23 protein-coding genes are annotated in these 24,977 nt (G+C 45.3%); 21 read left to right on the top strand and 2 right to left on the bottom strand.

Going from position 1 to position 24,977, the window contains the following annotated elements; translation table 11 throughout:
* Positions 1-30: 30 nt before the first annotated feature.
* From spo0A to DW826_RS13410, 5 genes are all read left to right on the top strand, one after another.
* Entirely contained in the window at positions 31-840 is an 810-nt protein-coding gene (spo0A, locus tag DW826_RS13430) for a sporulation transcription factor Spo0A (RefSeq protein WP_015555104.1), read from the top strand.
* A gap of 131 nt (positions 841-971) precedes the next feature.
* On the top strand, positions 972-2,417 hold the full coding sequence (glgA, locus tag DW826_RS13425; RefSeq protein WP_117484912.1) for a glycogen synthase GlgA: 1,446 nt from the start codon (positions 972-974) through the stop codon (positions 2,415-2,417).
* A gap of 35 nt (positions 2,418-2,452) precedes the next feature.
* Positions 2,453-2,911 (top strand): divergent PAP2 family protein, encoded by a 459-nt coding sequence (locus DW826_RS13420; RefSeq protein ID WP_117471056.1) that lies wholly within the window; start codon positions 2,453-2,455, stop codon positions 2,909-2,911.
* A gap of 278 nt (positions 2,912-3,189) precedes the next feature.
* Positions 3,190-5,829, top strand: coding sequence for a pyruvate, phosphate dikinase (gene ppdK, locus DW826_RS13415; protein ID WP_117552996.1), 2,640 nt, complete (start codon positions 3,190-3,192; stop codon positions 5,827-5,829).
* 101 nt (positions 5,830-5,930) lie between these two features.
* Positions 5,931-6,830, top strand: a complete 900-nt coding sequence (locus tag DW826_RS13410) for a ribokinase (protein ID WP_117552995.1) — start codon at positions 5,931-5,933, stop codon at positions 6,828-6,830.
* A gap of 250 nt (positions 6,831-7,080) precedes the next feature.
* On the opposite strand, the gene ilvN is transcribed toward DW826_RS13410, so the two are convergent.
* Positions 7,081-7,554: an acetolactate synthase small subunit gene (gene ilvN, locus DW826_RS13405; protein WP_117505587.1), complete on the bottom strand. Its 474-nt coding sequence runs from the start codon at positions 7,552-7,554 to the stop codon at positions 7,081-7,083.
* A gap of 12 nt (positions 7,555-7,566) precedes the next feature.
* Positions 7,567-9,189 (bottom strand): biosynthetic-type acetolactate synthase large subunit, encoded by a 1,623-nt coding sequence (ilvB, locus tag DW826_RS13400; RefSeq protein WP_117552994.1) that lies wholly within the window; start codon positions 9,187-9,189, stop codon positions 7,567-7,569.
* A 357-nt stretch (positions 9,190-9,546) separates the two neighbouring features.
* Here ilvB and DW826_RS13395 point away from each other — a divergent pair, with 357 nt between their 5' ends.
* The 16 genes from DW826_RS13395 (at position 9,547) to DW826_RS13320 (ending at position 24,959) form a co-directional block, all read left to right on the top strand.
* Positions 9,547-10,293 (top strand): LytTR family DNA-binding domain-containing protein, encoded by a 747-nt coding sequence (locus DW826_RS13395; RefSeq protein WP_117552993.1) that lies wholly within the window; start codon positions 9,547-9,549, stop codon positions 10,291-10,293.
* The gene (locus DW826_RS13390) at positions 10,290-11,126 is read left to right on the top strand and encodes a GHKL domain-containing protein (RefSeq protein WP_117512880.1); all 837 of its coding nucleotides are present in this window, start codon (positions 10,290-10,292) and stop codon (positions 11,124-11,126) included. The genes DW826_RS13395 and DW826_RS13390 overlap by 4 nt, the downstream gene beginning before the upstream one ends.
* Positions 11,123-11,992: a hypothetical protein gene (locus DW826_RS13385; protein WP_117552992.1), complete on the top strand. Its 870-nt coding sequence runs from the start codon at positions 11,123-11,125 to the stop codon at positions 11,990-11,992. Before DW826_RS13390 ends, DW826_RS13385 begins: the two co-directional genes overlap by 4 nt.
* A gap of 412 nt (positions 11,993-12,404) precedes the next feature.
* Complete coding sequence (locus tag DW826_RS13380) at positions 12,405-12,989, top strand: LytTR family DNA-binding domain-containing protein (RefSeq protein ID WP_181968074.1); 585 nt, start codon at positions 12,405-12,407, stop codon at positions 12,987-12,989.
* Between the two features lie 293 nt (positions 12,990-13,282).
* Positions 13,283-13,918, top strand: coding sequence for a hypothetical protein (locus DW826_RS13375; RefSeq protein WP_117552990.1), 636 nt, complete (start codon positions 13,283-13,285; stop codon positions 13,916-13,918).
* Positions 13,911-14,204: a hypothetical protein gene (locus DW826_RS13370; RefSeq protein ID WP_117552989.1), complete on the top strand. Its 294-nt coding sequence runs from the start codon at positions 13,911-13,913 to the stop codon at positions 14,202-14,204. Before DW826_RS13375 ends, DW826_RS13370 begins: the two co-directional genes overlap by 8 nt.
* Before the next feature lie 195 nt (positions 14,205-14,399).
* Positions 14,400-15,446 carry a hypothetical protein gene (locus tag DW826_RS13365; RefSeq protein ID WP_117552988.1) on the top strand — a complete coding sequence of 349 codons (1,047 nt, stop codon included), beginning with the start codon at positions 14,400-14,402 and terminating at the stop codon, positions 15,444-15,446.
* Positions 15,447-15,463: 17 nt separating this feature from the next.
* Positions 15,464-16,762, top strand: coding sequence for a CpaF family protein (locus tag DW826_RS13360; RefSeq protein WP_242994106.1), 1,299 nt, complete (start codon positions 15,464-15,466; stop codon positions 16,760-16,762).
* The gene (locus DW826_RS13355; protein WP_117552987.1) at positions 16,746-17,519 is read left to right on the top strand and encodes a hypothetical protein; all 774 of its coding nucleotides are present in this window, start codon (positions 16,746-16,748) and stop codon (positions 17,517-17,519) included. Before DW826_RS13360 ends, DW826_RS13355 begins: the two co-directional genes overlap by 17 nt.
* Before the next feature lie 15 nt (positions 17,520-17,534).
* On the top strand, positions 17,535-18,626 hold the full coding sequence (locus DW826_RS13350; RefSeq protein ID WP_147327155.1) for a type II secretion system F family protein: 1,092 nt from the start codon (positions 17,535-17,537) through the stop codon (positions 18,624-18,626).
* A gap of 51 nt (positions 18,627-18,677) precedes the next feature.
* A complete protein-coding gene (locus DW826_RS13345; protein ID WP_117552985.1) occupies positions 18,678-18,896 on the top strand; it encodes a hypothetical protein in 219 nt (72 codons plus the stop codon).
* 36 nt (positions 18,897-18,932) lie between these two features.
* Positions 18,933-19,592 (top strand): hypothetical protein, encoded by a 660-nt coding sequence (locus tag DW826_RS13340; RefSeq protein WP_117552984.1) that lies wholly within the window; start codon positions 18,933-18,935, stop codon positions 19,590-19,592.
* An 18-nt stretch (positions 19,593-19,610) separates the two neighbouring features.
* Positions 19,611-22,139 (top strand): DUF5702 domain-containing protein, encoded by a 2,529-nt coding sequence (locus DW826_RS13335; RefSeq protein ID WP_147327154.1) that lies wholly within the window; start codon positions 19,611-19,613, stop codon positions 22,137-22,139.
* A gap of 15 nt (positions 22,140-22,154) precedes the next feature.
* Positions 22,155-22,955 carry a hypothetical protein gene (locus DW826_RS13330; protein ID WP_117552982.1) on the top strand — a complete coding sequence of 267 codons (801 nt, stop codon included), beginning with the start codon at positions 22,155-22,157 and terminating at the stop codon, positions 22,953-22,955.
* Positions 22,956-22,967: 12 nt separating this feature from the next.
* Positions 22,968-23,597 carry an A24 family peptidase gene (locus DW826_RS13325; protein ID WP_117552981.1) on the top strand — a complete coding sequence of 210 codons (630 nt, stop codon included), beginning with the start codon at positions 22,968-22,970 and terminating at the stop codon, positions 23,595-23,597.
* A gap of 24 nt (positions 23,598-23,621) precedes the next feature.
* On the top strand, positions 23,622-24,959 hold the full coding sequence (locus DW826_RS13320; RefSeq protein ID WP_117552980.1) for a WG repeat-containing protein: 1,338 nt from the start codon (positions 23,622-23,624) through the stop codon (positions 24,957-24,959).
* Positions 24,960-24,977 lie beyond the last annotated feature (18 nt).

Genomic DNA, 24,977 nt, shown 5'->3' with positions numbered 1-24,977 from the left:
AGAAACTTTATGTGTTACAGGAGGAGCATTATGGCAGAATTATCCATTGCGATTGCAGATGACAACAGACAGACTTTGAATTTACTTGGCGAAATTCTGGAAAAAGAGGACGGGATCCATGTAGTAGGAAAGGCGGATAATGGCGAGGATGCGTACAACATGATCGTCCGCACGAATCCGGATATTGTTCTCATGGATGTGATCATGCCGAGACTGGACGGAATTTCCGTCATGGAAAAAGTAAAAAACAACACGCAGATGAAGAACCACCCGTCTTTCATCATGGTGACGGCGGCCAGCAGCCAGGATGTGACAGAGGACGCGTTCCGGCTCGGAGCTAATTATTATATTATGAAGCCCTTCAACAGGGATATTATTCTGGATAAGATCCACAGAGTCTGTCGCGGTCGGATAAAAGCGGCAGGTGCGGTACATACGGATGTGAAGAAGGTACAGCCGTATCTTGATAAAGAGACCTATATAGAACAGAATCTCGAGACGGATGTGACCCAGATGCTGCATGAGATCGGAATTCCAGCCCATATTAAAGGATACCAGTATCTGAGAGATGCAATCATCATGTCTGTCAGGGATACAGAGATGCTGTCCTCTGTCACGAAGATCCTTTATCCGACCATCGCGAAGACCCACAAGACGACACCGAGCCGCGTGGAGCGTGCCATCCGCCATGCCATCGAGGTTGCCTGGGGCAGAGGAGAGCTTGATACCCTGAACAGCCTCTTCGGATACACGGTGAACGGCGGCAAGGGAAAACCGACAAATTCTGAATTTATTGCACTGATTGCAGACAAAATCCGACTGGATTACAAACGTATCTGAAAAATCTGAAAAAAGAAAAAGACCCACTTTCTAATTTCCGAGGGATGTGTTATACTGAATCTAATAGCGGGACATGGCATTTTTGCGGAATTTTCCCTGCCATGGAGCAAAAAGTGGAAGGATGGGTTATCATGAAGAAAATATTGTTTGTCGCTTCCGAGGCTGTACCTTTTATCAAGACAGGCGGACTTGCCGATGTTGTGGGATCCTTACCGAAATGTTTTGATAAAGAATATTTTGATGTGCGGGTCATGATCCCGAAGTATCTCTGTATCAAGGATAAATTTTTGAGCAATCTTACTTATGTAAATCATTTTTATATGGATTACCTGGGACAGAGCCGTTATGTCGGAATTCTTGAATATGTATATGAAGGGATCACCTTCTATTTTATCGATAATGAGAGTTATTTCTGGGGCGATAAGCCATATGGTGATTGGTATTACGACCTGGAAAAATTCTCATTTTTCTCACAGGCAGCGTTATCCGCACTTCCTGTGATCGGATGGAGACCGGATGTGATCCACTGCCATGACTGGCAGACTGGACTGATCCCTGTATATTTAAAGGGAAGATTCGGAGAGGGAGAGTTTTTCCGCGGAATCAAGTCCGTCATGACGATCCACAACCTGAAATTCCAGGGCGTGTGGGATGTAAAGACGATCCAGAGATTCTCGGGACTCCCGGACTACTTCTTTACACCGGATAAGTTAGAGGCATACAAAGACGGAAATATGTTGAAGGGCGGTCTTGTGTATGCCGACGCGATCACGACGGTCAGCAACACCTACGCGGAGGAGATCAAGACCCCGTTCTACGGAGAAGGGCTTGACGGACTTATGCGGGCGAGATCCGGCGATCTCCGTGGGATTGTAAACGGTATCGACTATGATGTCTTCAACCCGGAGACGGATCCGGATATCGTTCAGAATTACAACGCGAAAAATTTCAGAAAAGAGAAAGTGAAAAATAAACGCGCGCTTCAGGAAGAGCTTGGTCTCGCGAAGGACGATAAGAAGTTCATGATCGGTATCGTCTCAAGACTCACGAACCAGAAAGGTCTGGACCTGATCCAGTGCGTGATGGACGAGATCTGTACGGATGATGTGCAGCTGGTCGTTCTTGGAACCGGAGACGAGAACTATGAGAATATGTTCCGCCATTACGACTGGAAATATCATGACCGCGTATCAGCGCAGATATACTACTCCGAGCCGCTGTCCCACAAGATCTACGCGGCCTGCGACGCGTTCCTGATGCCGTCCTTATTTGAGCCGTGCGGTTTGAGCCAGCTCATGGCGCTCCGCTACGGAACGGTGCCGATCGTCCGCGAGACAGGCGGCTTAAAGGATACGGTATGGCCGTACAATGAGTTCGAGGGAACAGGAACAGGATTCTCCTTCGCGAACTACAATGCCCACGAGATGTTGAATATTATCCGCTATGCGAAGCATATTTACTACGATAAGAAGCGGGAATGGAATAAGATCGTTGACCGGGCGATGGCTGTGGACTTCTCCTGGAAGACGTCTGCCGGAAAGTATCAGGAATTATATGACTGGCTGATCGGATACTAAAATGATTTGGAAATACTGACATAAAAGAGGAAAACATGACAATGTGGAATGAATTTCTGGGAAACCAGATACTGATCAGTGCAGTGCTCGGATGGACAGTGGCACAGTTTTTAAAGACCGTGATCGATATGGTGATCAATAAGTCTTTTAATCCGGAGCGGATCTTCGGCTCCGGAGGAATGCCGAGTTCCCATTCAGCGACGGTCTGTGCGCTTACGACGGCATCCGGAATGAAGTACGGAGTGGGAAGCTTTGAATTTGCCATCAGCTTTGTTCTCTCGATGATCGTAATGTACGACGCGATGGGCGTAAGGCGGGAGACCGGAAAACAGGCAAAACTGTTGAATAGCGTTTTCTTTGAGAATATCCTGAATTTAGACGGAGTTTTTCTCCAGGAAAAACTGAAAGAATATGTGGGACATACGCCGCTACAGGTAGTTGCGGGAGCGGTTCTTGGTATCCTCCTGGCAGTGCTCACTGGTAAATTGTACTAAATTAAAAGAAAATTGTGTACAATTTTGACCAAGAAAAACGACGGAAATTTACAGAAATATGTGAAAAAATCACGAAACTTTTATAAAGGGATGTTGCAATTTTTGGCAACATCCCTTATAATATGTACAGGCCTTTTTTCCGACACTCGATTTTTTTTGTGCGATATTTCCAAACCGGAGTTACGTGATGGGGGAGCGGAAGTATTGCAGGGGAGCAAAGAGATGAGGGCAATATAGACATCTTAGTCTAAACTAAATTCTAGGAGGAATAACAACTTATGGCAAAGTGGGTTTATAAGTTTGAAGAAGGCAGCGCGGCAATGAGAAATCTTCTCGGCGGCAAAGGCTGCAACCTTGCGGAGATGACAAATCTTGGCATGCCGATCCCGCAGGGATTCACAGTAACAACAGAAGCCTGCACAGACTACTACAACAGCGGAAAACAGATCACAAAAGAGATCCAGGATCAGATCTTTGAGGCTTTAACATGGCTCGAGGGCGTGAACGGAAAGAAATTTGGTGATACCGAGGATCCGTTACTTGTATCTGTACGTTCCGGTGCGCGTGCATCTATGCCGGGTATGATGGATACCATCTTAAACCTCGGTTTAAATGATGTAGCAGTAGAAGGTTTCGCAAAGAAGACAGGTAATCCGCGTTTCGCATATGACTCCTACAGAAGATTCATCCAGATGTATTCCGACGTCGTTATGGAAGTTCCGAAGTCCTACTTCGAGAAGATCATCGACGAAATGAAGGAAGCAAAAGGCGTTCACTATGATACAGAGTTAGACGCTAACGATTTAAAGGAGCTCGCTGAGAAGTTCAAAGCTGTATACAAAGAGGCTATGAAGGGCGAAGAGTTCCCGCAGGATCCGAAGGAACAGTTAATGGGAGCTGTGAAAGCTGTATTCCGTTCCTGGGACAACCCGCGTGCAATCGTTTATCGTCGTATGAATGATATTCCGGGCGACTGGGGTACCGCAGTAAACGTACAGACCATGGTATTCGGTAACAAGGGTGAGACCTCCGGTACAGGTGTTGCCTTCACACGTAACCCGTCCACAGGTGAAAAAGGTATCTTCGGTGAGTACCTGATCAACGCACAGGGCGAGGACGTTGTTGCCGGTGTTCGTACTCCGCAGCCGATCTCTCAGCTTGAGAAAGATCTTCCGGAGTGCTACAAGCAGTTCATGGAACTGGCTATGAAACTTGAGAATCATTTCCACGACATGCAGGATATGGAGTTCACAATCGAGGAAGGTAAGCTCTACTTCTTACAGACACGTAATGGTAAGAGAACCGCTCCGGCTGCAATCCAGATCGCATGCGATTTAGTTGATGAGGGACAGATCACTCCTGAGGAAGCTGTTTGCAGAATCGAAGCAAAATCCCTTGATCAGTTATTACATCCGACCTTCGATCCGGCTGCATTAAAGGCAGGCGAAGTGATCGGACAGGCTCTTCCGGCTTCCCCGGGTGCTGCAGCTGGTAAAGTTTGCTTCACAGCAGATGACGCTAAGGCAGCTGGTATCGGCGGCAAGGGCGAGAGAGTGATCTTAGTTCGTCTTGAGACATCCCCGGAGGATATCGAGGGAATGCACGCTGCACAGGGTATCTTAACAGTCCGCGGCGGTATGACATCCCACGCAGCAGTAGTTGCACGTGGTATGGGTACCTGCTGTGTATCCGGCTGCGGCGAGATCAAGATCAACGAGGAGAAGAAGGAATTCACACTCGGCGGACATACCTTCCACGAGGGCGATTACATCTCCTTAGACGGTACAACAGGTAAGATCTACAATGGTGATATCAAGACTCAGGAAGCATCCGTAGGCGGAAACTTCAAGAGAATCATGGATTGGGCTGACTCCTTCAGAAAACTTGGTGTCCGCACAAACGCTGATACACCGGCTGATACAAAGAACGCAGTTAAGCTTGGCGCAGAGGGCATCGGCCTTTGCCGTACTGAGCATATGTTCTTCGATCCGGAGAGAATCCACAACTTAAGAAGAATGATCGTTTCTGATACAGTAGAGGCAAGAGAGGAAGCATTAAGCAAACTCCTTCCGTACCAGAAGGGCGACTTCAAGGCTATGTACAAGGCACTCGAGGGCAGACCAATGACAGTCCGCTACTTAGATCCGCCGCTGCATGAGTTCACTCCTAAGACAGAGGAAGAGATGGCTGATCTTGCAAAAGATATGGGCATCACTGTTGATGAAGTAAAGAAGAAATGCGACGAACTTCACGAGTTCAACCCGATGATGGGTCACCGTGGATGCCGTCTTGCAGTTACTTATCCGGAGCTTGCAAAGATGCAGACTCGTGCCGTTATGGAAGCTGCAATCGAAGTCCAGGAAGAAGAGGGCTATGAGATCGTTCCGGAGATCATGATTCCGCTCGTTGGCGAGAAGAAAGAGCTCAAGTTCGTGAAAGACATCGTTGTTGAAGTTGCTGAGCAGGTTAAGAAAGAGAAAGGCTCCGATATGAAGTACCACATTGGTACAATGATCGAGATCCCGCGTGCAGCCCTTACTGCAGGCCAGATCGCTGAGGAAGCTGAGTTCTTCTCCTTCGGTACAAACGACCTGACACAGATGACATTCGGCTTCTCCCGTGACGATGCCGGTAAGTTCCTTGATTCCTACTACAAGGCAAAGATCTACGAGTCTGATCCGTTCGCAAGACTTGACCAGACTGGTGTTGGCCGTCTCGTAGAGCTCGCAGTTAAGGAAGGACGTGCAACACGTCCGGAGTTGAAGTGCGGTATCTGCGGCGAGCACGGCGGAGATCCGTCTTCCGTAGAGTTCTGCCACAAGGTTGGCTTAAACTACGTAAGCTGCTCACCGTTCCGTGTACCGATCGCAAGACTTGCTGCTGCACAGGCTGCTCTTCATGAGAAAGGTTACAAATAGGATCTGACTGACGCGAAGCGTAAAGTTGAATCTTTATAAAATGTAAAAATGAGATCCCCCGGAAGTTTTTCTGGGGGATCTTTTGAAAAGGGAGAAGCAATATGAAGGTATTAAATATTGGATCTCTGAATATTGACCGTGTATACGGAGTGGATCACTTTGTAAGACCGGGAGAGACGATCAAGACGAGAACGTATGCGGAGGCCTGCGGCGGAAAAGGATTAAATCAGTCGATCGCTCTGGCACGTTCCGGGGCGGAAGTGCATCATGTGGGCGCTGTTGGAGCGGACGGGGGAATGCTCTTAGATGTTCTCAAGGCGTCCGGGGTACATACAGAAGGTACAAAGAGTCTTTCCGGAGCCAGCGGTCACGCGGTGATCCAGGTGGATCAGAATGGACAGAACAATATTATCATCTGCGGCGGAGCCAACGATTCCGTATCGAAAGAAATGATCGACGAGGCGGTAAAAGAGGTGGAAGAGGGAGATATCGTCCTTCTCCAGAACGAGATCTCCAATGTGGGATATGCAGCTGAGACGGCGAAGAAGGCCGGAGCGAAGGTCGCGCTGAATCCGTCCCCGATCAACGAGAATCTGAAGACGATCCCGATGAATCTGGTGGATTATTTTATTCTTAACGAGATCGAGGGAAAAGAGATTTCCGGAGCGGAGAGTGAGGAACCGGAAGAGATCATGGAGAAGCTGAAGACGAAATATCCGGATGCCGCTTTTGTATTGACGCTGGGTGAAAATGGGTCCTGGTATTTTGATAAGACCCGGTGCTTCAAACAGGATATTTATAAAGTTAAAGCAGTGGATACCACTGCGGCGGGAGATACCTTCTGTGGATATTTCCTGTCTGGAATCACAAAAGGAAGAGAGATTCCGGAGATCCTGAAAACGGCAAGTGCCGCCAGTGCCATCGCCGTAAGCCGGAACGGCGCAGCTCCGAGTATCCCGGAGTATGAGGAAGTGGAGAAATTTGTGGCGGAGCGCGGGTAAGAAGATAGAAAATATGAGCCAGTATTAGATAAGGCTGAATAGGAATAAAAAATTGTTGCGGCAAGACGCAAAGAACTAAAAAATGTCATGAAAGAAAGCATCTGGAAAGAAAGCTTATATTCATGACATTTTTTTATAAAACAATCTAATTTAGTATAAACAAAGTTTATTGTGATACTTGATTCGATTTAGAAAAGACCGGAGATGTTTGACGAAAAATATACGGCAAACAATTTCAGGTCTTTGGTACTCAGTCTTTCGACATACAGATCGTACCCGTCCGCTGAAGCTCCAGAATACCAAAGCTTCTTACAAGTTCAATAAAATCTGTGATCACATCCGGTGCTGCATGGAACTCGATGACCATGCTCTTTGGGGAGACGTGGACGATCTTGGCACCCATAACGCTGCAGAGTTCGATCAAAGAGCTGCGGTTTGTCGCGGAGTAGGAGACTTTGATGAGCATCATCTCCAAGAGGACGCTGCGGGTCTCCTCGAGGCGGCGGACTTTGATCACGTCCAGTTTCTTGTTTAAGTGTTTCTCAATCTGATCGACAGTGCGCTGGTCGCCGGTGGAGACGATGGTCATGCTGGAAATGTCATGGCGCTCCGTCTCGCCCACGGCCAGACTGTCGATGTTGAAGCCTCTTCTCGCGAAAAGACCGGATATCTGGGAGAGAACACCGTCTTTATTTTCTACAAGTACAGAAAAAATACCTTTCATCTTGCGTTCTCCTTATTTTGTGTTGTTGTGGCTGTCGACTTCGCAGACCATGATGCAGGCCTTGTCGCAGGCGAGGAAACGGTCGAGCTCTGCGTCGAGAGTTTCGTTGCTGTCGCAGTGGAAATAGTCCATATCGTAGGCAGCGGCGATTTCAGCATATTTCGGATAATCGTAGAGCTGAACACCGAAATAGTGTTCCTCGTAAGTCTTTTCCTGATGCTCACGGACGAGACCGAGATAGTGGTTTCTCATGACGAGGATCTTTATCGGGACCTTGTTTACCGCGATGGTTCCAAGCTCGTACATGGACATCTGGAAGGAACCGTCACCGCAGACAACGACGACCTGTTTGTCCGGCGTACACATCTTCGCTCCGATTCCGGCCGGGATTGAGTATCCCATGGTTCCCATACCGCCGCTTGTAAGGAAACGGCCGTTCTTCATCACATAGTTGTCGGCAGACCAGAGCTGGTTCTGTCCGACATCTGCAACATAGATCGCGTCATCGTCCATCTTCTCAGAGAGGTGCTGGACTAAAAGCATCGGATTTACGAGCTTATCACTGAAGACACGATGGTCTACCGTACTTTTTTTGATATCCTGAAGTGTCTCGATCCAGTTTGAGGTATCGATGGAAATATTCTCCTGCAGCAGACGATCGAAGATGCTCTTGATATCACCGACAAGCGGGATCGTAGGTCCGAGATTTTTACCGATCTCGGCGGTATCGATATCGATGTGGATGATATTGACCTGCTGTTCCAGATTTTCCGGTTTAGGAACGGCACGGTCGGCGATCCGCGCACCGGCAATGATCAGAAGGTCACTGTTTGCCACTGCACGGTTTGCATAGGGTTTTCCGTTATTTCCCAGCATTCCGAAGTACAGCGGGTGGTTTTTCGGCATAACGCCGATGCCCATCATCGTTGTTACAAGCGGGATATTGTTCTTCTCACAGAACTGGCGGACACACTCCTCGCCGTTTCCAAGGATAACACCGCCGCCGGCACAGATCAGAGGCTTTTTCGCTTTATTGATCGCAGCGACCACTTTATGCATCTGTGGGTTATTTCCCTTTGTACTTGGCTTGTATCCGCGGATATTGACCTCGGACGTGTAGTCGAAGGACTTCTTTAAGAGGTCGATCTGGACGTCACAGGGGATGTCGATGAGGACCGGTCCCTTTCTTCCGGTGGAAGCAATATAGAAAGCTTCCTTAAAGATACGCGGAATATCGTCAGCGCTCTTTACAAGATAGCTGTATTTTACGAAGGACTCGGTGGAACCACGCATATCGGCTTCCTGGAATACGTCACGTCCAAGGAGATTGGAATTGACCTGTCCGGTGATCGCGATAAGCGGAATACTGTCGGCGTAGGCCGTTGCCAGCGCCGTGATCAGATTTGTCGCGCCAGGACCGGAAGATGTGACGCAGACGGCGGCCTTTCTGGAGATGCGGGCATAGCCGCTTGCGGCGTGTCCGGCCGCCTGCTCTTGACGGACAAGGACATGCTCGATGGTTCCGGCATTATATAAGGCCTCATAAAACGGGGAGATCGCAACGCCCGGATATCCGAAGATCCTGGTTACGCCCTCCTCCTCGAGGCATTTGACCATAGCTTCTGCACCATTCATAATAACTTAAAATACCCCCTCAAGTAAGCGTTTAAAAGATGTCTGGGGGCAAAAAAAATGATGATTTTGCCCTTTAAAATCTTTGAAGATAGTTAATAAGAATTATATCGCATACTGAGAGGGGATGTCAATGTGGAAAGGACGGGAGAATGGGGGATTTTGCGGGATTTTATGGGGAAACCTGCGAACTTGAAGCGAAAAGGAAAGTATGTTATGATTGACTGGTAAAAAAAGAAAAAACAGAATAAACGGAGCAAAAATATTAAGGGAGAGAGGCCTATAATTGCTGGGCTGATCGAAAAGAATCTTATCGATAAAAGCTCTCTAAAACGAGAGAAATGAAATACATGGGGGAACATGGAAATGAACATTGCGGTATGCGATGACCAGCCGGAAGTGCTGGATGTCGTCGAAAATATGCTGAGAGAGATTCCGGAGGTGGAGCGTGTCGAAACTTACCAGGATATCCGGCATATGAGGGATGAATTTGAAGATGGAAAACGACCGGATGTCCTGATCATGGATATCTGCCATGAATATAATACAAAAATTCCGGAGACGGAAGAGCGGCAGGAGGGAATCGATTATGCCTATGAGTTGAATCAGAAATTCCCGGAGCTGCAGATCATTTACCTGACCGGATATACGACGAGATATTCCCAGCATATTTTCCTGAAGCCGGTCAATCTCGTGGGATATCTCACGAAGCCGGTGAACGCGGATATCCTTGAAAAGCTTCTTAAGATCGCAAAAGAACGACGGGCCCAAGAAGATGAAAAGCGGGTGACGATCATGTGCCGGAACCAGCAGCAGATCTTTTATCTCAATGAGATCTGGTATCTGGAGAGCAGCGCTCACCGGACCATGATTCATACATACGAAAATGTGCAGGTGTGCCATGATAAGATTTCAGATATGGAGGAGCGGATGGGTGAAACCTTTGTACGGTGTCACCAGAGCTTTCTTGTAAATATGAAGTATATCCGGCGGGTGGAGCATGACCGGTTTAAACTGGAAAACGGGGAGGAGATTCCCATCAGCAAAAAGCGGTACATGGAAGCGCGGACGAGGTATTTTCAGTATCTGGAGGACGCGGTATCATGATCGTTCTTATATTGTTTACAATCTGCCAGTTTACGCTTCTTATAATGAACCATATGCTCTTTCAGGGCATCCCGTCAGCCTGGAATCAGATAGGTATTCCGGTGGTCGCCATCAGCTTTTTTACGGAAGCAGTGCTGGTTATAAACAGTTACCGGAACAGTAAAAATAAGGTGCTGGATCAGAAAAAAGAGCGGCTGAAACATGAACTGAACAGAAAGAAAATGGAAGAGGAGAGCGCCGAAGTGCAGGCGGAGCGCCTGAACAAGAGGCGGGAAGATCTTCTGCGGATCGTGAAAGAGGCTGAAAACGATCTTCACACAGAAGACCGGGGATCTGCGGCGGCAAAGCTTCAGAAGGAGATCGAGAAGAACCGGACAGGCCAGTACTGTTCCAATATGATCCTAAATGTACTTCTTGAGGAGTACGAGATCAGATGCCAAAAGGTGAAGATCCGGTTATCCGTCGATGCGCACGTGGGGGGGCTTCCGGGAATTTCAAGGATCCACCAGTGCAGCATTCTTTCGAATCTCATGAACAATGCCATGGAGGCGGTGGAATATCTTCCGGAAAGTGCGAGATGGATCCGGGCCGATATCCAGGTGAAGGCAGACTATCTCGTGATTGCAGTGGAAAATCCGTTTGCTGAGAAGTATCTCGGAATGGAAAAAGGCGGCGAGCGCGGATATGGCAGCAGGATCCTTCGTGAGATCGCAAAGATGTATGGCGGAAACTGCAATGTGAAGATCGACAGGGAGAAAAAGATATATAAGAGCACGGTGATCCTGGACGCGGCGGGAACCGGTGCGGAAGAGGAGAGGGGGAGAACGGCATGAACACGGATGCGGTTTTGCGCATACTGATTTGCGCACTTGGCCTGATGCCCACGACCTTTTTTCTGATGCAGACACTGAAATGGCGGGGGACAATTACAAAGGTGCTGATCCTGCAGATCATTTTCAATATTCTTTCATGCAGCGCGAAAGAATATATGAATTCGCTGAGTGATCAGGAAGTGATCGGAATGACGAGCTGGGTACTGATGGGGATCTATCTGAGTGGCATCTTTCTGTGCTTTGGCGATTCCCTGAAAAGAATCATATTGATGGTGGTAATCGCGATCGGATGTACGACGGTTGCGGAGCTTATCTGCAATGCAATATTTGTAAATAATGGCTGGCTGGTCACAGGCTCATTTTGGGGGGTCTACGATTATGTACGTGCCATGACATGCGAGACCATACTTTTAAGTCTGATCCTCATGGGACTGGTTTTCCTCATAAAGTGGAGACGATCTCTGTTCCGCGAAAAAAGCCAGATAGTCACAGCGCTGATCGCAGTCAGCGTTCTCGCTGGAATGTATCCCTACATGGATTATATTACGAAAAAACAGTATGCGGTCTCCATTGGTCAGCAGTTCCTTTTTATCCTGATCATTATGATCTACATGTTCCTTCCGCTCATCGCTCAGGAGACAGAAAGACGTCAGGAAAATGAGAAACTGTTAAAAGCGCTGAATGACCAGTTTGAGATCGAAAAAAGTCACTTAAAACTCATGGAAGATTTCGAGACCGATCAGAGAAAACTCGAACACGATTTTAACAACCAGATGATGGTCGTCATGGGAATGATGGAGATGGGCGAATGGATGGCCGCGGAGGATATGCTGGGGGAGATGGAGAAGAGGATTGGGGAGGTGTAGGAAGGGGAAGAAACAAGAGAATATAGAGGGATTGGAATGTAGGAGAAATGTCTTCGGGAGAGGATATTTCTCTTTTTTTGCCGAAAAATGGGGCGATTTTGACGGCGGTGAAAACTGAAAGTCATCGTATTGTATAATCTGCAATTAGAGAATAATTATGTGAAAAAAGTGTGAAATAAAATCGCTGAATAGCGGAGAGGAGAAGATTTAGAAAGTAAAAGTATTGAAAATGTAAGGGGATATAAAATGAGAATTGCAGTGTGTGACGATCAGGCGGAAGTACTGCTCGCTGTCGAACGTATGTTTTCCAGGGGGGGGGGTAATAGCTGGCATAGAAAACGTTGATACCTATCAGGATATCAGAAAACTGAAAAAAGAATTCCAGGCTGGAAATCGACCGGATGTACTGATCATGGATATCTGTCATGAGTTTAATCCTGCACTTCTGAAAACGAAAGAGCGGCAGGAGGGAATTGACTGTGCATATGAGTTAAATCAGAGGTATCCAGAACTTCAGATCATCTATATGACGGAGGATGCAAAGAAATACTCCCAGCATATTTTTCTGAAACCGGTGAATCTCCTCGGCTACCTTACAAAGCCGGTGGATCTGATTATTTTAAAGAAACTTCTTGAAATAGCAAAAGAAAAGCAGAAACAAAATGATGAGAAACGAGTTACGATCATGTGTCGGAACCATAAACAGATATTCTATCTCGATGAGATCTTGTATCTGGAAAGCCGGGCCCACCGGACCATGATCCACACCTATGAGGGAGAAGAGGTGTGCCGCGATAAAATATCGGATCTTGAACAGAGGATGGGAGATACCTTTGTGCGCTGCCATCAGAGCTTTCTTGTCAATATGAAATATATCAGACGGATCGAGAATGAAAGCTTTAAGCTGGAAAATGGGGAGGAGATTTCGATCAGTAAGAGGAGGTATGTGGAGACGAAGAACAGGTATTTCGCATATCTGAACAGAATCGAAAAATAGAGATAATAAGCTTGTTTTTTGAACTATTAGAAGAACTTATTTCAGGAGATACGCGGATGTTAAAGAAAAAACTGATTTATTTGGAGATATTGGCCAGTCTGATTTTGTATGGATGCAGTCCATCCGTAAAATAGACACAGGCGGCAGCAGAGAAAACGACGATAGAGGCCGAGACAACTGCTGAAGCGGAGGAGCCAGAGATTCCATATCTAGAGGCAGCAGATTCATTTGCAGGCGGAAGCGGAACAGAGGAAGATCCATACCAGATCGCCACAGCAGAACAGATAGCCCTGATGGGAAAGGTAAATGACGACTGGTCGCAGGAATATAATAAGGCATATTATGTGCTCACAGCAGATATCCAGTTAAATGATGTTGAAAATTATGAAAACTGGAAAGAGACTCCACCGGAATATCAGTGGAAACCGGTTGGCAATTCTTTTAAGGGAAGTTTTGATGGTGATGGGCATGTGATCAGTGGAATGTATGTACGGTCAGTAAAAGACTGGTTTGGGATTGGTTTATTTAGAGAACTTTTTACGGGCAGTGTTTCAAATGTAAAAATTGAAAAAGGATATCTTTATATAAACGATTCCAATACGTATGCGGGAGGAGTTATCGGAAATATTGTCGGAAATGTAAAAGTTGAGAACTGTTCAGTTGATATGGCTGTCTGCTCAGAAGTTACTAATGGAACGGACTGTGTAGGAGGAATCGTTGGTTGGTGCCAAAGCGGAGCTGTGATTACTGAATGTGCATTCCACGGAGATATCAGTTATCGTGATAGCCGTGGGATATTCGGTGGAATCTGCGGATATGCAAGCAGATCCACAATTATAAACTGTGAAACAACAGGAAGTGTACGAGTCAGAGATGAAAAGGAATATCCAGCGTTCAAGGATTATGATGGGCGGTTCCTGTATGGGTGAGATTGCAGGGGAAATGAATGGTGGTTTTATCAAAAATTGTCTGGCTGCAGGCGATATACTGGTAAATGAAAATTATAGCGGGTATGCAGGTGCTATCTGTGGACAGGTATTCTTCACAGGAGATAATTCAGAAGAAAAGTGTTACATCTCCAACTGTAAATACCTGAACAAATATCCTTTTGCCGCAACGGTTCCTCTTGCCCGTGAAAATGATCAGTCGGTCCAGAATGCAGAAGGAATCAGTGAAGAGGAAGCGGAAGTACTTTTGCAGCGATGGGGGCTGTAATAGAAAACATCAAAACAGTTAAAAAGGGAAACTTCTTTTCAATAGAGAAGCTTCTCTTTTTTTGTCGAAAAGTGGGTCGATTTTGAACGCCATAATAAAAGTTAGGGAATATATGGTATTTTATTTTTAGTAAATAGGAGACATTTTGCTTCTGTTCAAATAATTACAAAAAAGAAAATAAATGGGGGACTTGGTATGAATATTTTACTTGCAATAGCAGACTCAAATAAAGAGTACCTGAGAAAAATATCCGAAGAGCTGCAGGGCTACAGCGATTTGACGATCTATGTTTATACCAGTGCAGATAAACTTGAGAATGCGATGGAAAATGAGTCCTTTGATGTTGTAATGTTTGACCCGGATCTGTCGGAATCAAGGATTAATTTTTCAAGGGTGAAAATGCCGATCTGCCTTTACAGTGAAGAGGCGGAAAATACAAGTCTTTATAAGGAATGTGTTCACATTTCAAAATACCAGAGAATCAGTAAAATATATAAGGATATGATCCGCGCATATGCAGAAAAAGCCGGATATTCCTACGAATCAGATCATGCGGGAAAAATGTCAGTCGTATCGGTATATTCTCCTATTGGAGGAAGCGGAAAGACTACGGTTGCCCTTGCAATCGCCGGTCTGGCAGCAAAAAAAGGAAAGAAACCTCTGTTTTTAAGCTTGGAGGCATTGTGCAGTGCCGATGCACTGAATCCATATCAGGAGCCGGGGATTGTAGCACTGGCTGAAGCCGCGGCAGACGAGAGTGTAAACTTCGAATTAAAAATGAAAGGCCTGATGAAACAAGGCGTCAATGATATCTGCTATGTCGAGGGATTTGAGCGGCTTGCGGATCATAAGGCTGTTTCAGGGGAGGAAATCGAGGACATTATCCATAAGATCCAGAAGAGCGGTGTGTGCGATGTTCTGGTCGTAGACCTCAACAGTGGTATTGGATCTATGGAAGCGGCGGTAATGAAAATCTCTGATACGATCGTCGTGACAGAAAAACCTGGGGAGCTGTGTTCTATGAAGATGCAGCTGTTTTTACGACAGGGAATCGTCAATGAATATAAGAAAAAAATGCTGGTAGTCCATAATTTCGCTGAAAGTAATTCCTCATACTGCAGACAAAATGCCTTTGCTGAGGCGGGACTGATCCACAATTATGGAAATTTACAGATGAAAAATATTCTGCATGCGATCGAAAAAAATGGAGAAATGGACATCGACAGAATTCTGGAATCATAATGTAAAAGGGGTTTTTTATGGCAAAAGAATATTTTATGGATGAAGTTGCCGTTTTAAAGAAGATCGTTCAGGAAGCAGGACGGATGCGGGAGTACTCGGAAAATGAAATGTCTGATCTGATCGATCATAAGATTCAGGAACGAATCGAATGGGCGAGACAGAATGATGAAGGTCTCTACTGGTACTATCAGAATCTGTCATTCAAAGATAAAAAGACACTGAAATACACAGTGACAGAATCTGTAGAAGGTCTTGGAATTCTTGGCAAGATCATTATGGACCCGGATATCACGGAGGTCATGATCAATGGATATGACACGATTTTTGTGGAGAAAAGCGGAAAATTAATGCAGCTGGAAGAGCACTTTGAGAGCAGTGAGGATCTGGAACGTATTGTAAAGCGGTTTGTCAGCAGCATGGACCGAACAGTCGATGCCAGTAACCCGATCGTTGACGCAAGACTCGATGATGGATCACGTGTTCATGTAGTTCTCCCGCCGGTTGCGCTAAACGGGGCAACCGTCACGATCCGACGGTTTTCGAAAAACCCGATGACGATCGAAAAACTTCTTTCCTACGGATCCATCACTCCGGAAGCAGCGGACTTTCTGGAAAAGGTTGTGGCGACCAGACACAATGTGTTTGTATGCGGCGGAACCGGAAGTGGTAAGACAACATTTTTAAACGCACTGTCAAATTACATACAGCCGTGGGAACGTGTAATCACGATAGAGGATTCCGCCGAACTTCAGATCAAGAATATTCCAAACCTGGTACGCATGGAGACGAAAAAGGCGAATTCGAAGGATTCCAATGAAATTACGATCCGTGATCTGATCAAAGCATCCCTGCGAATGCGACCGGATCGGATCATCGTCGGAGAGGTCCGTGGACCGGAGGCACTGGATATGCTTCAGGCCATGAACACCGGACACGATGGAAGCCTTTCCACCGGACATGCAAATTCTCCGGAAGGAATGCTTTCCCGATTGGAGACAATGGTCCTTACAGGAAGTGCAGAGCTTCCGCTTGAGGCGATCCGGCAGCAGATCGCTTCCGCTGTGGACTATATCGTACATCTGTCAAGACTGCGCGACTTCTCCAGAAAGTGTATGGAGATTACGGAAGTTACTGGCTATAAAGATGGAAGAGTAACGCTGAACTCAATCTACAAATTTAAAGAGGATGAGAAGTCAACATTAAAGAAAGTATCCGGAAGACTGGTAAGGACAGAAAACAAGATACAGAATCAGGAAAAATTCATTCTGGCCGGAGTATATGACTATCTGGAGGAAAATGATGGACGAGAAGAATAAGGTAAGGCTCAAATATTATGAGTGTAATATGACAAAGGGACAGCATGTGCTGGCATATCTGTTTTTCTCTGTGATGATCGGTGCCGTGCTGTTTATCTACTATCGGTTTATTCCGGTTGCAGTGATCGGTGGATTTATAATCGGAATCTGGCAGGAAAAGAATTATTCTCAGACTGTGACAAAGAGACGCCAGGAAAAACTGAGACTTCAATTTAAAGAATTTCTGGAAATTATTTCGATCTCCATCAGCGGAGGAAGCGGACGGTCGATGGAAAATGCAGTTGAGGATTCATTGAGAGAACTTCAGATGATCTACAATCAGGATTCCGACATTGTCCGGGAAATTGCCCTGATCGTGAGTGATTACAGACATGCTGGAATTCCCATGGTGAAGGGATTTGAGGAACTGGGTGAGCGGAGCGATATTGATGATGTGCTGAGCTTTGCCGCAATCTACAAGACGATTGAAGGAAAGACAAGCGATTTCGGATATATCATTGCCCAGACCCGCGACATTATCAAGGACAAAGTTGAGATTGCCATGGAGATCCAGACAGAGATCAACTCTGCAAAGTCTGAGGCGTACATGATGTTAGTCCTTCCATTGGTACTTGTAATTATGATGTCCACAATGGGAAGCGGCTTCATGGACTCATTATTTACAACAGCTATCGGACGCATTGCAGCAACAGTTGGTGTGGTCTGCACATTTGTATCGTATGTGATAGCAACGAGAGCCGCAGAAATTGACGTATAAACGGAGGTGGAATTTGTGGCAGCGATAATACTGATGATAGTGGCAACGGTGGGAATAGTGCTCTTTTTTGTGAAAACGGGAAAGGCAGGAAAAACATCAGCTGCTGAAATTGTTCTTTCCAGAGCCTGGTCGAACCGGTTTTCGAGAATAGATCTGGAAGATAAAAGATTGGCATATTTGAAAGAGTACGAAAAATACCGCAGAGATAAAGAAAAAAAGGCAAAGAAGAAAGTTCGCGACTGGGACAAGCAGATTGAGAACTATAGGAATCAGGAAGAAAAATATTACAGCGGATCGACATTTTCATTCTTGGATTATATCTGCCTTTTCGGGTACCAGATGCTGATCGATCTGAAGCTGGACGGAGACAATGAAGTTTTAAAGAAGTTGACAGCGAGCTGTGAACAGTCTGGTTTTATTGAACTCGAGAGAAACCAGGAGACAAGTGGAAAGAGAAATTCGGCTATTTATGCATATTTCCTTCTGGCATCATTGGTGGCATTTATGTGGATCGGTCTAATTCTGGCCTGCCTGATGGGAACACTGATGATCGCGGCAGGAAAAGAAACAGGCGGTATTTTAATGCCGATGATGGCATCATTTATAGGATGTACCCTGTATGGATACCTTCCGTATGACGGTATACTCACAAGAGCAAAAAAACGTCAGGAAGAGCTGGATCGGGATTTTCCGAATGCAGTCTCAAAAATTACACTTCTGGTAACAGCTGGAATGAATATTACCCGCGCGATCGAGGAGACAGCCCAGAGCGACACTTCCCTGATTTATCAGGAACTGACACTTGTGGTGAAGGAGATGAACCGATCTTCAACACTTCAGGGAGCGTTTACACGTATGCAGTGCAGATGCAGCAATAAATATCTGGATAAGATGATCACGGTTATCAGTAAGAGCTATGCGTCAGGTAACGCAAACCTTTCGGATGATCTGAAAGAAATTAATGACGAGTGCTGGCTGGATAAAAAACACAGCGCCAGACGAATGAGTGAAGCGGTTCAGAACCGGCTGTATATTCCGACAATGTTGATGTTTATCGGAATTCTGGTTGTGATCATTGTTCCCGCTATGGCAGGTTTTAACCTGTAATTCAGAAAAGGGAATTGATGGTAATATACAAATCAAGAGGAGGAAACGAGAATGAAAATGTTAGACAAGATCTGCATTAATGCTATGCTCAGAGCAAATGTGGCAAAAGACAAACTGGAGAGCTTTTTAGAAGAGCAGGATGGCGTTTCAAACGTAGTTGCAACACTTCTTATTTTAGTAATTGTTGTTACGTTAGTTACCACATTCTGGGGCAGACTTCAGGAGTGGACTAACAAGTTGATGGATATTATTTTCAAAACAACTATTTAATAGGTGTGAATTACTGCAAAGACGGGGGAATAGCGTATGAACAGAAAAAAAGAAAAAGGACATATTGCTGTGGAAGCAATCGTCATACTTCCAATTGCTGTGTTAAGTACATTACTGCTTCTTTATCTGGCGCTATTCCTCTTTCAGCGCGCAAGTCTTCAGGCCGCACTGGAGACAACCCTTGTCTATTATAAGAATACGGTAACGGACACTTATGTGACAAAAAATGCGGAGATGGAGTATACGGAAGGCAGCGATTATCAGGTGGGAGCGGGAAACTCATATTCCGCTTCGCGTCCTCTTTCTCCCTATAGAGGAATGTTTGGAGACGGGAACAATCTGAATTCCCAGAAGGATTTTGAAAAGTATTTTAAATCTACAGCGGAACGCATTCTGTATCGGAACGACCTTTCACTTACGATCGATTACAGCAATTATGTACTGTTAAAACAATTTGAGGCGACTGCAACGCAGACAGTCTCATCGCCGTTGGATTTCTCAATTCTTGGAATCGACAATAAGTACCAAATTTCCGCTACGGCCCGTGTTGCGGTGGTGGATCATGACAGTCTGATCCGAAATGGAGATTATGCGATCAGTCTCGTGAAAGACACAAAGCTCGGAGAGGTGGCCCGGAATTTTGCAGGAAAAATTTCTGCGGCCTACTCGAAATTAAAAGAAATTCTTGGAGCATAGAAAAGGGGAGTTTCAGGAATGAAAATAATGAAAAAAATCTGGAAAAAAGAAAACAAGAAGAAGAGAACAGGCAGTCATGGAATCATCACAGTCTTCCTGACCCTGATGATGGTGCCGGTCGTTGCAATCAGCAGTGTTATGGTTGACGTGGCACGGTTAAATCTCTATAGTTCCCAGGCTGTTATGGCGGCGGATACTTATGGTGACGCAGTTTTAAGTGAATTTGACAATCTTCTGAAAGAGTTGTATGGCTTATTTTCAGTTACACAGAATAAAGAGGGACTTGAGGCAGTCAATAAGCTTGCGGATACGGTGGGATATTCCTTCAATCCGGTTGGTGATGGAAAAGCTTTATCCGGTTTTATGCCTTACAAGGATGCCGATGTAAAGATTTCCTATGAGAAAGTGGACGGTGCCAGTCTTTCCAATAATAACGTGCTGATGACTCAGATCAGTGACTTTATGAAATACCGTATTGTGGAACAGGTTATGGACGAGAATGGTATTTTGAGTTCGCTGGGGGAATTTGAAACTGTTGATGATGATATGGATGCAATCAAAAAAAGAAAAGAAATTTCCGAAAAAAGCCAGAAGGCGATGGAAGACATCCAGGATTATTATGATACATTGAAAGCGATTGCAGCATATCCGGATTATCTTGATGGTCTGGAGAGAAGGTTTGTTGCCTACAGTGATAAGCTGGAAGCAGTTGTAAAATCGGAGGAATACGAAAAATATACTTATTATTTAGAACACCAGGAAGAAATTGAAGCTGCCCTGGAAATGTTTGACAGTGAAGAGGAAGATACAGATACAGAAAGCAGCAGTTCAGAGGATGATCCGGAGGATGCTGAAAAAGTGGCAGACATGGCGGATCTGTATGACAAATATAAAGATTTTGATGTAGATGAATACCTTGACGACCTTGAGATAGAGTTATTAGTATACGAGAACCCATTGACAGATCCGAAAGGAGAACCAATCAATTTCGATAATGCAGGCGAAGCGATTAGCGCGCTGAGGGTACAGACAGTTATGCTGGATAACACTCTCAAGACATTAAAGGAACAGGTAAGGGAATTAAAAGAGCATCTTGTCGACTGTTCTGATGACATCAGAGTGGGAATCGAAGCGGAAATAAAAGATCTGGAAGATATTTTGAAACTTTCGGATCAATTCCAGGAAGTATATGACCTGATTGAGCCGACCAATCAGGACAAATTGAAAAATGAAAGAAATAAAAGTGATCTTGCTTATGAAGTAGGTGAACTGAAAGATGTCCGGGAAAAGATCTTAAGTGGTGAAATTGAAGCGGGTACTGACCGCACGTGGAAGTCAAAAGTCTGGGGACAATGGTATGACTTCAGGGATGATAAAGGAGAGTTTTATCAGGAGCTTCAGAAATTCTGCGAAGGAGGAGCAAGTGGAAAAGGCGATAAAGATGCCGGAGATAAAAAAATAGATGAGGCAAAAAAAGCACAGGAAAAGGCGGAGGAAGAACTGAATAAGCCTGAACAAACCGAGGCAAGAAATATCCCGGAGGGGATTGCAGCACAATTAAAATCCGGCGGAGCTACGGGAGATGTTCCAGGATTCAGTGATTATTTCTCAGGAGGACTTTCCCTGAAAAACCTGTCAGCAGGCGGAGAACATGCGTTGGATAAATTTCTCGTTACCAGTTATGATTTCGGAATGTTTTCCAGCAGAGTGACAGGCGTGAAATCACCAAAGAAAAACAGTCTTGAAACGAATATGACGGAAGAAAAAAAGGATTCCAAAGAAGACATCAGCCTGACCGGATACGAAATGTCACCGGATATCAACTACCTGTATGGAGCGGAACTGGAATATCTTCTCGGCGGATATAATAATTCGGTATCAAATCTGAATAAATCGAGAAATATCATCTGTGGAGTCCGTGAGACGATGAACTTTGCAGCCAGTTACGCGATCACGGAAATAAATGAGGCAATCTGTGCAGTGGCAGATACGGCAGCGACCGCAGTAGCTGCAACAGGAGTAGGTGCAGCGGTGGCTCCCCTTGTGCGGATTTCTGTCAGCGGCGCGTTGAGACTGGCGTTTGCTTCTATAGAGACAGCGGCGGACTGGATGGAACTAAAAGAGCGGGATAAGGTAACCTTTATGAAAACGGAGATGGAAGACCTGAACGGAATTGACGGAATCGCATCTCTGCTTCATATCGACATTCCGGAGTCCTCGGAAGATAAATTCGGCCTTACCTATGAGGATTATATGTTTGTACTGCTTTGCATTTTTACAGACTCAAATACGCTTACCTCACGAACGGCCAATTTGATCACACTAAATATGAATCAGGCAAAGCATAAAGGCGGTGAATGGTCGTCTCTTGACTTTAAAATGCAGGATACCGTGACAGCGGTAAAAGCGACCTGTAAAGTGAAGGCGGATTTTGTTGTTCTTCCCGATAATTTTGCGGAGATGTTTTATTCCGGTACAAGCACAGAGTCACAGATCGAACGTCTTGAGAACCATTATTTCGGATATTCTGTTATTCGAGGTTACTAAGGAGGGAATCGGTACATGCAGTGGAAAAAAACAGGAGAAGAAGGACTACTGACTGTTGAAGCAATTCTCGGTCTTGTACCTTTTATCCTGGTGATTCTTGGAATTATTTCTTTTATTGATATTTTTGCGGTTCATAATAAGATCCAGTATGCCATGCATCAGATGGGAAATGAAATCTCAGCGTATACATATTTTTATGAGGCGTTGGGGATCCGCTCTGCCGACCTTGGTTTAAAGGCCGACATTGATGAGCAGACAGCGCCACTGGATACGACATTGGATGATTTCTCCAGCTTTCTGGAGCAGGTCGGACAATTTGAAGATGACCTTAATGGAATAAAAAGTGGTTCATCATCCCTTTCCGGAACCATTGAATCCGGAAAGAATACGATCAATAAAGGACAGCAGCTGGTAAACTCTGCGGGAGTTTTTATCAGTGACCCGAAACAGCTGCTCAGGAGCATAGTATATCTTGGGATCGAAAAAGGCGAGCAAAAGGCTAAAACGTGGCTTCTCGGATGTATCTCGAACGGCATGTTTCAGGTTTATCTGGATGAAAGCTTCGCAAAACACAGGGCGATGTCTGCGGATGAATATCTGATCCACTATGGAGTGAAGGACGGAATAAACGGCCTGAATTTCAAAAACAGCAGTTTTTTGAGCGACGATCAGTATCGGATGATCGACTTGGTGGTGGAATACGATATCGAAGTGTACTTCTTTAAGCTTTTTCGGAAGGATCCGACGATCCACGTCGTTCAGAGATGTGAGGTCCCGGCCTGGCTGGACGGAGACGGCGTGACATATTCAAAATAGCAGGGGTATGAAATGAATGAGTATTTAATATTGGCAGCGGGAATGATCTTGCTGCCGGGAATTTATATATGTCTCACATTCTGGCAGACAGAGAAATTCAACGGAATGTCTAAATTTGAAGTGATCGTCCTTGCAGCGGCAGAAATTGCGTTTCTACGGATGTGGAGAACGGACAGCGCCGGGGAAGTGCCATATATTTTATCAGAGATGAAATACGTGATGCTCGCGTTCATGACATATTTCTGTGTGGAAGACCATAAAGAGCAGCTGGTTCCAAATCGTGTATTGTTGCTTCTTTTGGTATTATTTCCCATTCTGTTGGGCGGATATGGAATCCATGATATGGACACGGTCTTAAAGATCATACCGTCGATTATCTTGGGCTTTCTGTTCTGCTTGATCTCCTTCGGATTGGGATATCTGCTGAGTCATGGAAGCATGGGAGCGGGGGATGTAAAGCTTTCTCTGATTATGGGTATTTACCTAACCGGAAACGACATTCCAGGAGCAATCTTCTACGGATGCCTTATCGCGGCGGGATATTCAATCGTTCAGTTATTAAGGAAAAAAATATCGAAAAAAGATCGGCTTCCGTTCGTCCCATTTTTATACATGGGCGTGGTTGTTCGATATATTCTGTAAATTTATACGGGGCAGGTGGAAGAGATGGCAAAAAAGAAAAATCTTGTAGGCGGAGCAAAGGTAAAAATCAGTTTAATGCTGACTGCCGGTATGATTGCAGGCTGGGGAATTTGTGGATACGCAGTGATTCTGCAGAATGGAGTCAGAAAACAGAACGCAATGGTGGAGAATGCTGAAAGTTTCTTGCCAGACAAGCTGTATATCAGGGCAGCTAATGGGTACAAAGAGGCTTTAAAAACATATTCGACGAAGAATAACCTCACATACGAAAGACGCCTTCTCGATATTTACGATGAAGCGGGCATGGAGGATGAATATGCAGACCTTGTCGACGACAGGATTGAGGCAAAGACAGCACTTGTGGATGAGTATCAGAGCCGTGCGGAAACACTGATCGGAGAAGACAACATAAAGAAAGCAATCACCATTTTAAAACAGGGAATTGAAATATATGGCGACAGTCAGCTGGTGGAGCTCTGTGAGTCTATAAAATATCAAACCCGCGAGAATGGAACGAATTATCAGGAAGGAAAACTTCCGTCGGACAACTGGATCATTCCCATGTGGAACGGGGAAAAATGGGGATACACTGGAAAGAATGGACGTACAAGCCTGGATTTTATATATGACGAAGCTACACGATTTTCCGGAAATTATGCGGTCGTAAAGCTTGATGGAGTTTACACATTGATTGACCAGAATGGCTACTGGAATGCTGTGGACAAAAATGGTCTGGACGAGGTCACTGAGATTGCAGGAACAAGGATCATTGGAGTTAAAGATGGAAAATACGGGATCTATTCAAATACCTTTATCCGCCAGAGCGAGGAAAATTATGAAGATGCCCACTTAAATGACAACGGAATGATTCTGGTGAAACAGTCTGGAAAATGGGCAATTTTGGATCAAAATTTAAAGAATGTAACAGATTTTGTATTCACAGATGTTGCGGTGAACAGTAAGAATCAGGTGTTTAGTGGAAATTATGCAGTCGTGGCAGATGAAAACGGATATTTTCTGATTGACCAGAAGGGAAAAGCCTGCTTTGAAAAGAGATTCCCGAATGCAAAGGGCATGGAAGGCGGTTACTACGCTGTAGCAGATGAGAGCGGGCAGTGGGGATTCGCGGATGAAAAGGGAGAACTTGTGGTTCCATGCCAGTATGTGGACGCATACTCATTTTCTAACCAGACGGCAGCAGTACAGTATGCCGGAAAATGGGGATATATCAATCGCTATGGCAACATGGTAATCGATGCCCAATTTTCAACCGCACTGCCTTTCTTAAACGGAAAAGCAATGGTACAGGACGATCAGGAAAATATAAAAGTGCTTGAACTGAGATATTTTGATACATTCTAAAATGGGAAAGGGGAATTT

The sequence above is a fragment of the Clostridium sp. AM34-11AC genome (assembly GCF_003435375.1).
Classification (GTDB): domain Bacteria; phylum Bacillota; class Clostridia; order Lachnospirales; family Lachnospiraceae; genus Pilosibacter; species Pilosibacter fragilis.
The sequence above is the reverse complement of the archived record's forward strand: the minus strand, read 5'-3'. Positions and strand labels throughout refer to the sequence as shown.

What these genes read in the sequence shown, in the direction of transcription:
- DW826_RS13320 (WP_117552980.1), top strand. Translation starts at nt 23,622, where the DNA reads ATGGCAAAAAAGAAAAATCTTGTAGGCGGAGCAAAGGTAAAAATCAGT.
- ppdK (WP_117552996.1), top strand. Translation starts at nt 3,190, where the DNA reads ATGGCAAAGTGGGTTTATAAGTTTGAAGAAGGCAGCGCGGCAATGAGA.
- DW826_RS13370 (WP_117552989.1), top strand. Translation starts at nt 13,911, where the DNA reads ATGGGTGAGATTGCAGGGGAAATGAATGGTGGTTTTATCAAAAATTGT.
- ilvB (WP_117552994.1), bottom strand. Translation starts at nt 9,189, where the DNA reads ATGAATGGTGCAGAAGCTATGGTCAAATGCCTCGAGGAGGAGGGCGTA.
- ilvN (WP_117505587.1), bottom strand. Translation starts at nt 7,554, where the DNA reads ATGAAAGGTATTTTTTCTGTACTTGTAGAAAATAAAGACGGTGTTCTC.
- spo0A (WP_015555104.1), top strand. Translation starts at nt 31, where the DNA reads ATGGCAGAATTATCCATTGCGATTGCAGATGACAACAGACAGACTTTG.
- DW826_RS13375 (WP_117552990.1), top strand. Translation starts at nt 13,283, where the DNA reads ATGGGAAAGGTAAATGACGACTGGTCGCAGGAATATAATAAGGCATAT.
- DW826_RS13420 (WP_117471056.1), top strand. Translation starts at nt 2,453, where the DNA reads ATGACAATGTGGAATGAATTTCTGGGAAACCAGATACTGATCAGTGCA.
- DW826_RS13345 (WP_117552985.1), top strand. Translation starts at nt 18,678, where the DNA reads ATGAAAATGTTAGACAAGATCTGCATTAATGCTATGCTCAGAGCAAAT.
- DW826_RS13410 (WP_117552995.1), top strand. Translation starts at nt 5,931, where the DNA reads ATGAAGGTATTAAATATTGGATCTCTGAATATTGACCGTGTATACGGA.
- DW826_RS13330 (WP_117552982.1), top strand. Translation starts at nt 22,155, where the DNA reads ATGCAGTGGAAAAAAACAGGAGAAGAAGGACTACTGACTGTTGAAGCA.
- DW826_RS13380 (WP_181968074.1), top strand. Translation starts at nt 12,405, where the DNA reads ATGGATATCTGTCATGAGTTTAATCCTGCACTTCTGAAAACGAAAGAG.
- glgA (WP_117484912.1), top strand. Translation starts at nt 972, where the DNA reads ATGAAGAAAATATTGTTTGTCGCTTCCGAGGCTGTACCTTTTATCAAG.
- DW826_RS13325 (WP_117552981.1), top strand. Translation starts at nt 22,968, where the DNA reads ATGAATGAGTATTTAATATTGGCAGCGGGAATGATCTTGCTGCCGGGA.
- DW826_RS13335 (WP_147327154.1), top strand. Translation starts at nt 19,611, where the DNA reads ATGAAAATAATGAAAAAAATCTGGAAAAAAGAAAACAAGAAGAAGAGA.
- DW826_RS13340 (WP_117552984.1), top strand. Translation starts at nt 18,933, where the DNA reads ATGAACAGAAAAAAAGAAAAAGGACATATTGCTGTGGAAGCAATCGTC.
- DW826_RS13390 (WP_117512880.1), top strand. Translation starts at nt 10,290, where the DNA reads ATGATCGTTCTTATATTGTTTACAATCTGCCAGTTTACGCTTCTTATA.
- DW826_RS13365 (WP_117552988.1), top strand. Translation starts at nt 14,400, where the DNA reads ATGAATATTTTACTTGCAATAGCAGACTCAAATAAAGAGTACCTGAGA.
- DW826_RS13385 (WP_117552992.1), top strand. Translation starts at nt 11,123, where the DNA reads ATGAACACGGATGCGGTTTTGCGCATACTGATTTGCGCACTTGGCCTG.
- DW826_RS13360 (WP_242994106.1), top strand. Translation starts at nt 15,464, where the DNA reads ATGGCAAAAGAATATTTTATGGATGAAGTTGCCGTTTTAAAGAAGATC.
- DW826_RS13395 (WP_117552993.1), top strand. Translation starts at nt 9,547, where the DNA reads ATGGAAATGAACATTGCGGTATGCGATGACCAGCCGGAAGTGCTGGAT.
- DW826_RS13355 (WP_117552987.1), top strand. Translation starts at nt 16,746, where the DNA reads ATGGACGAGAAGAATAAGGTAAGGCTCAAATATTATGAGTGTAATATG.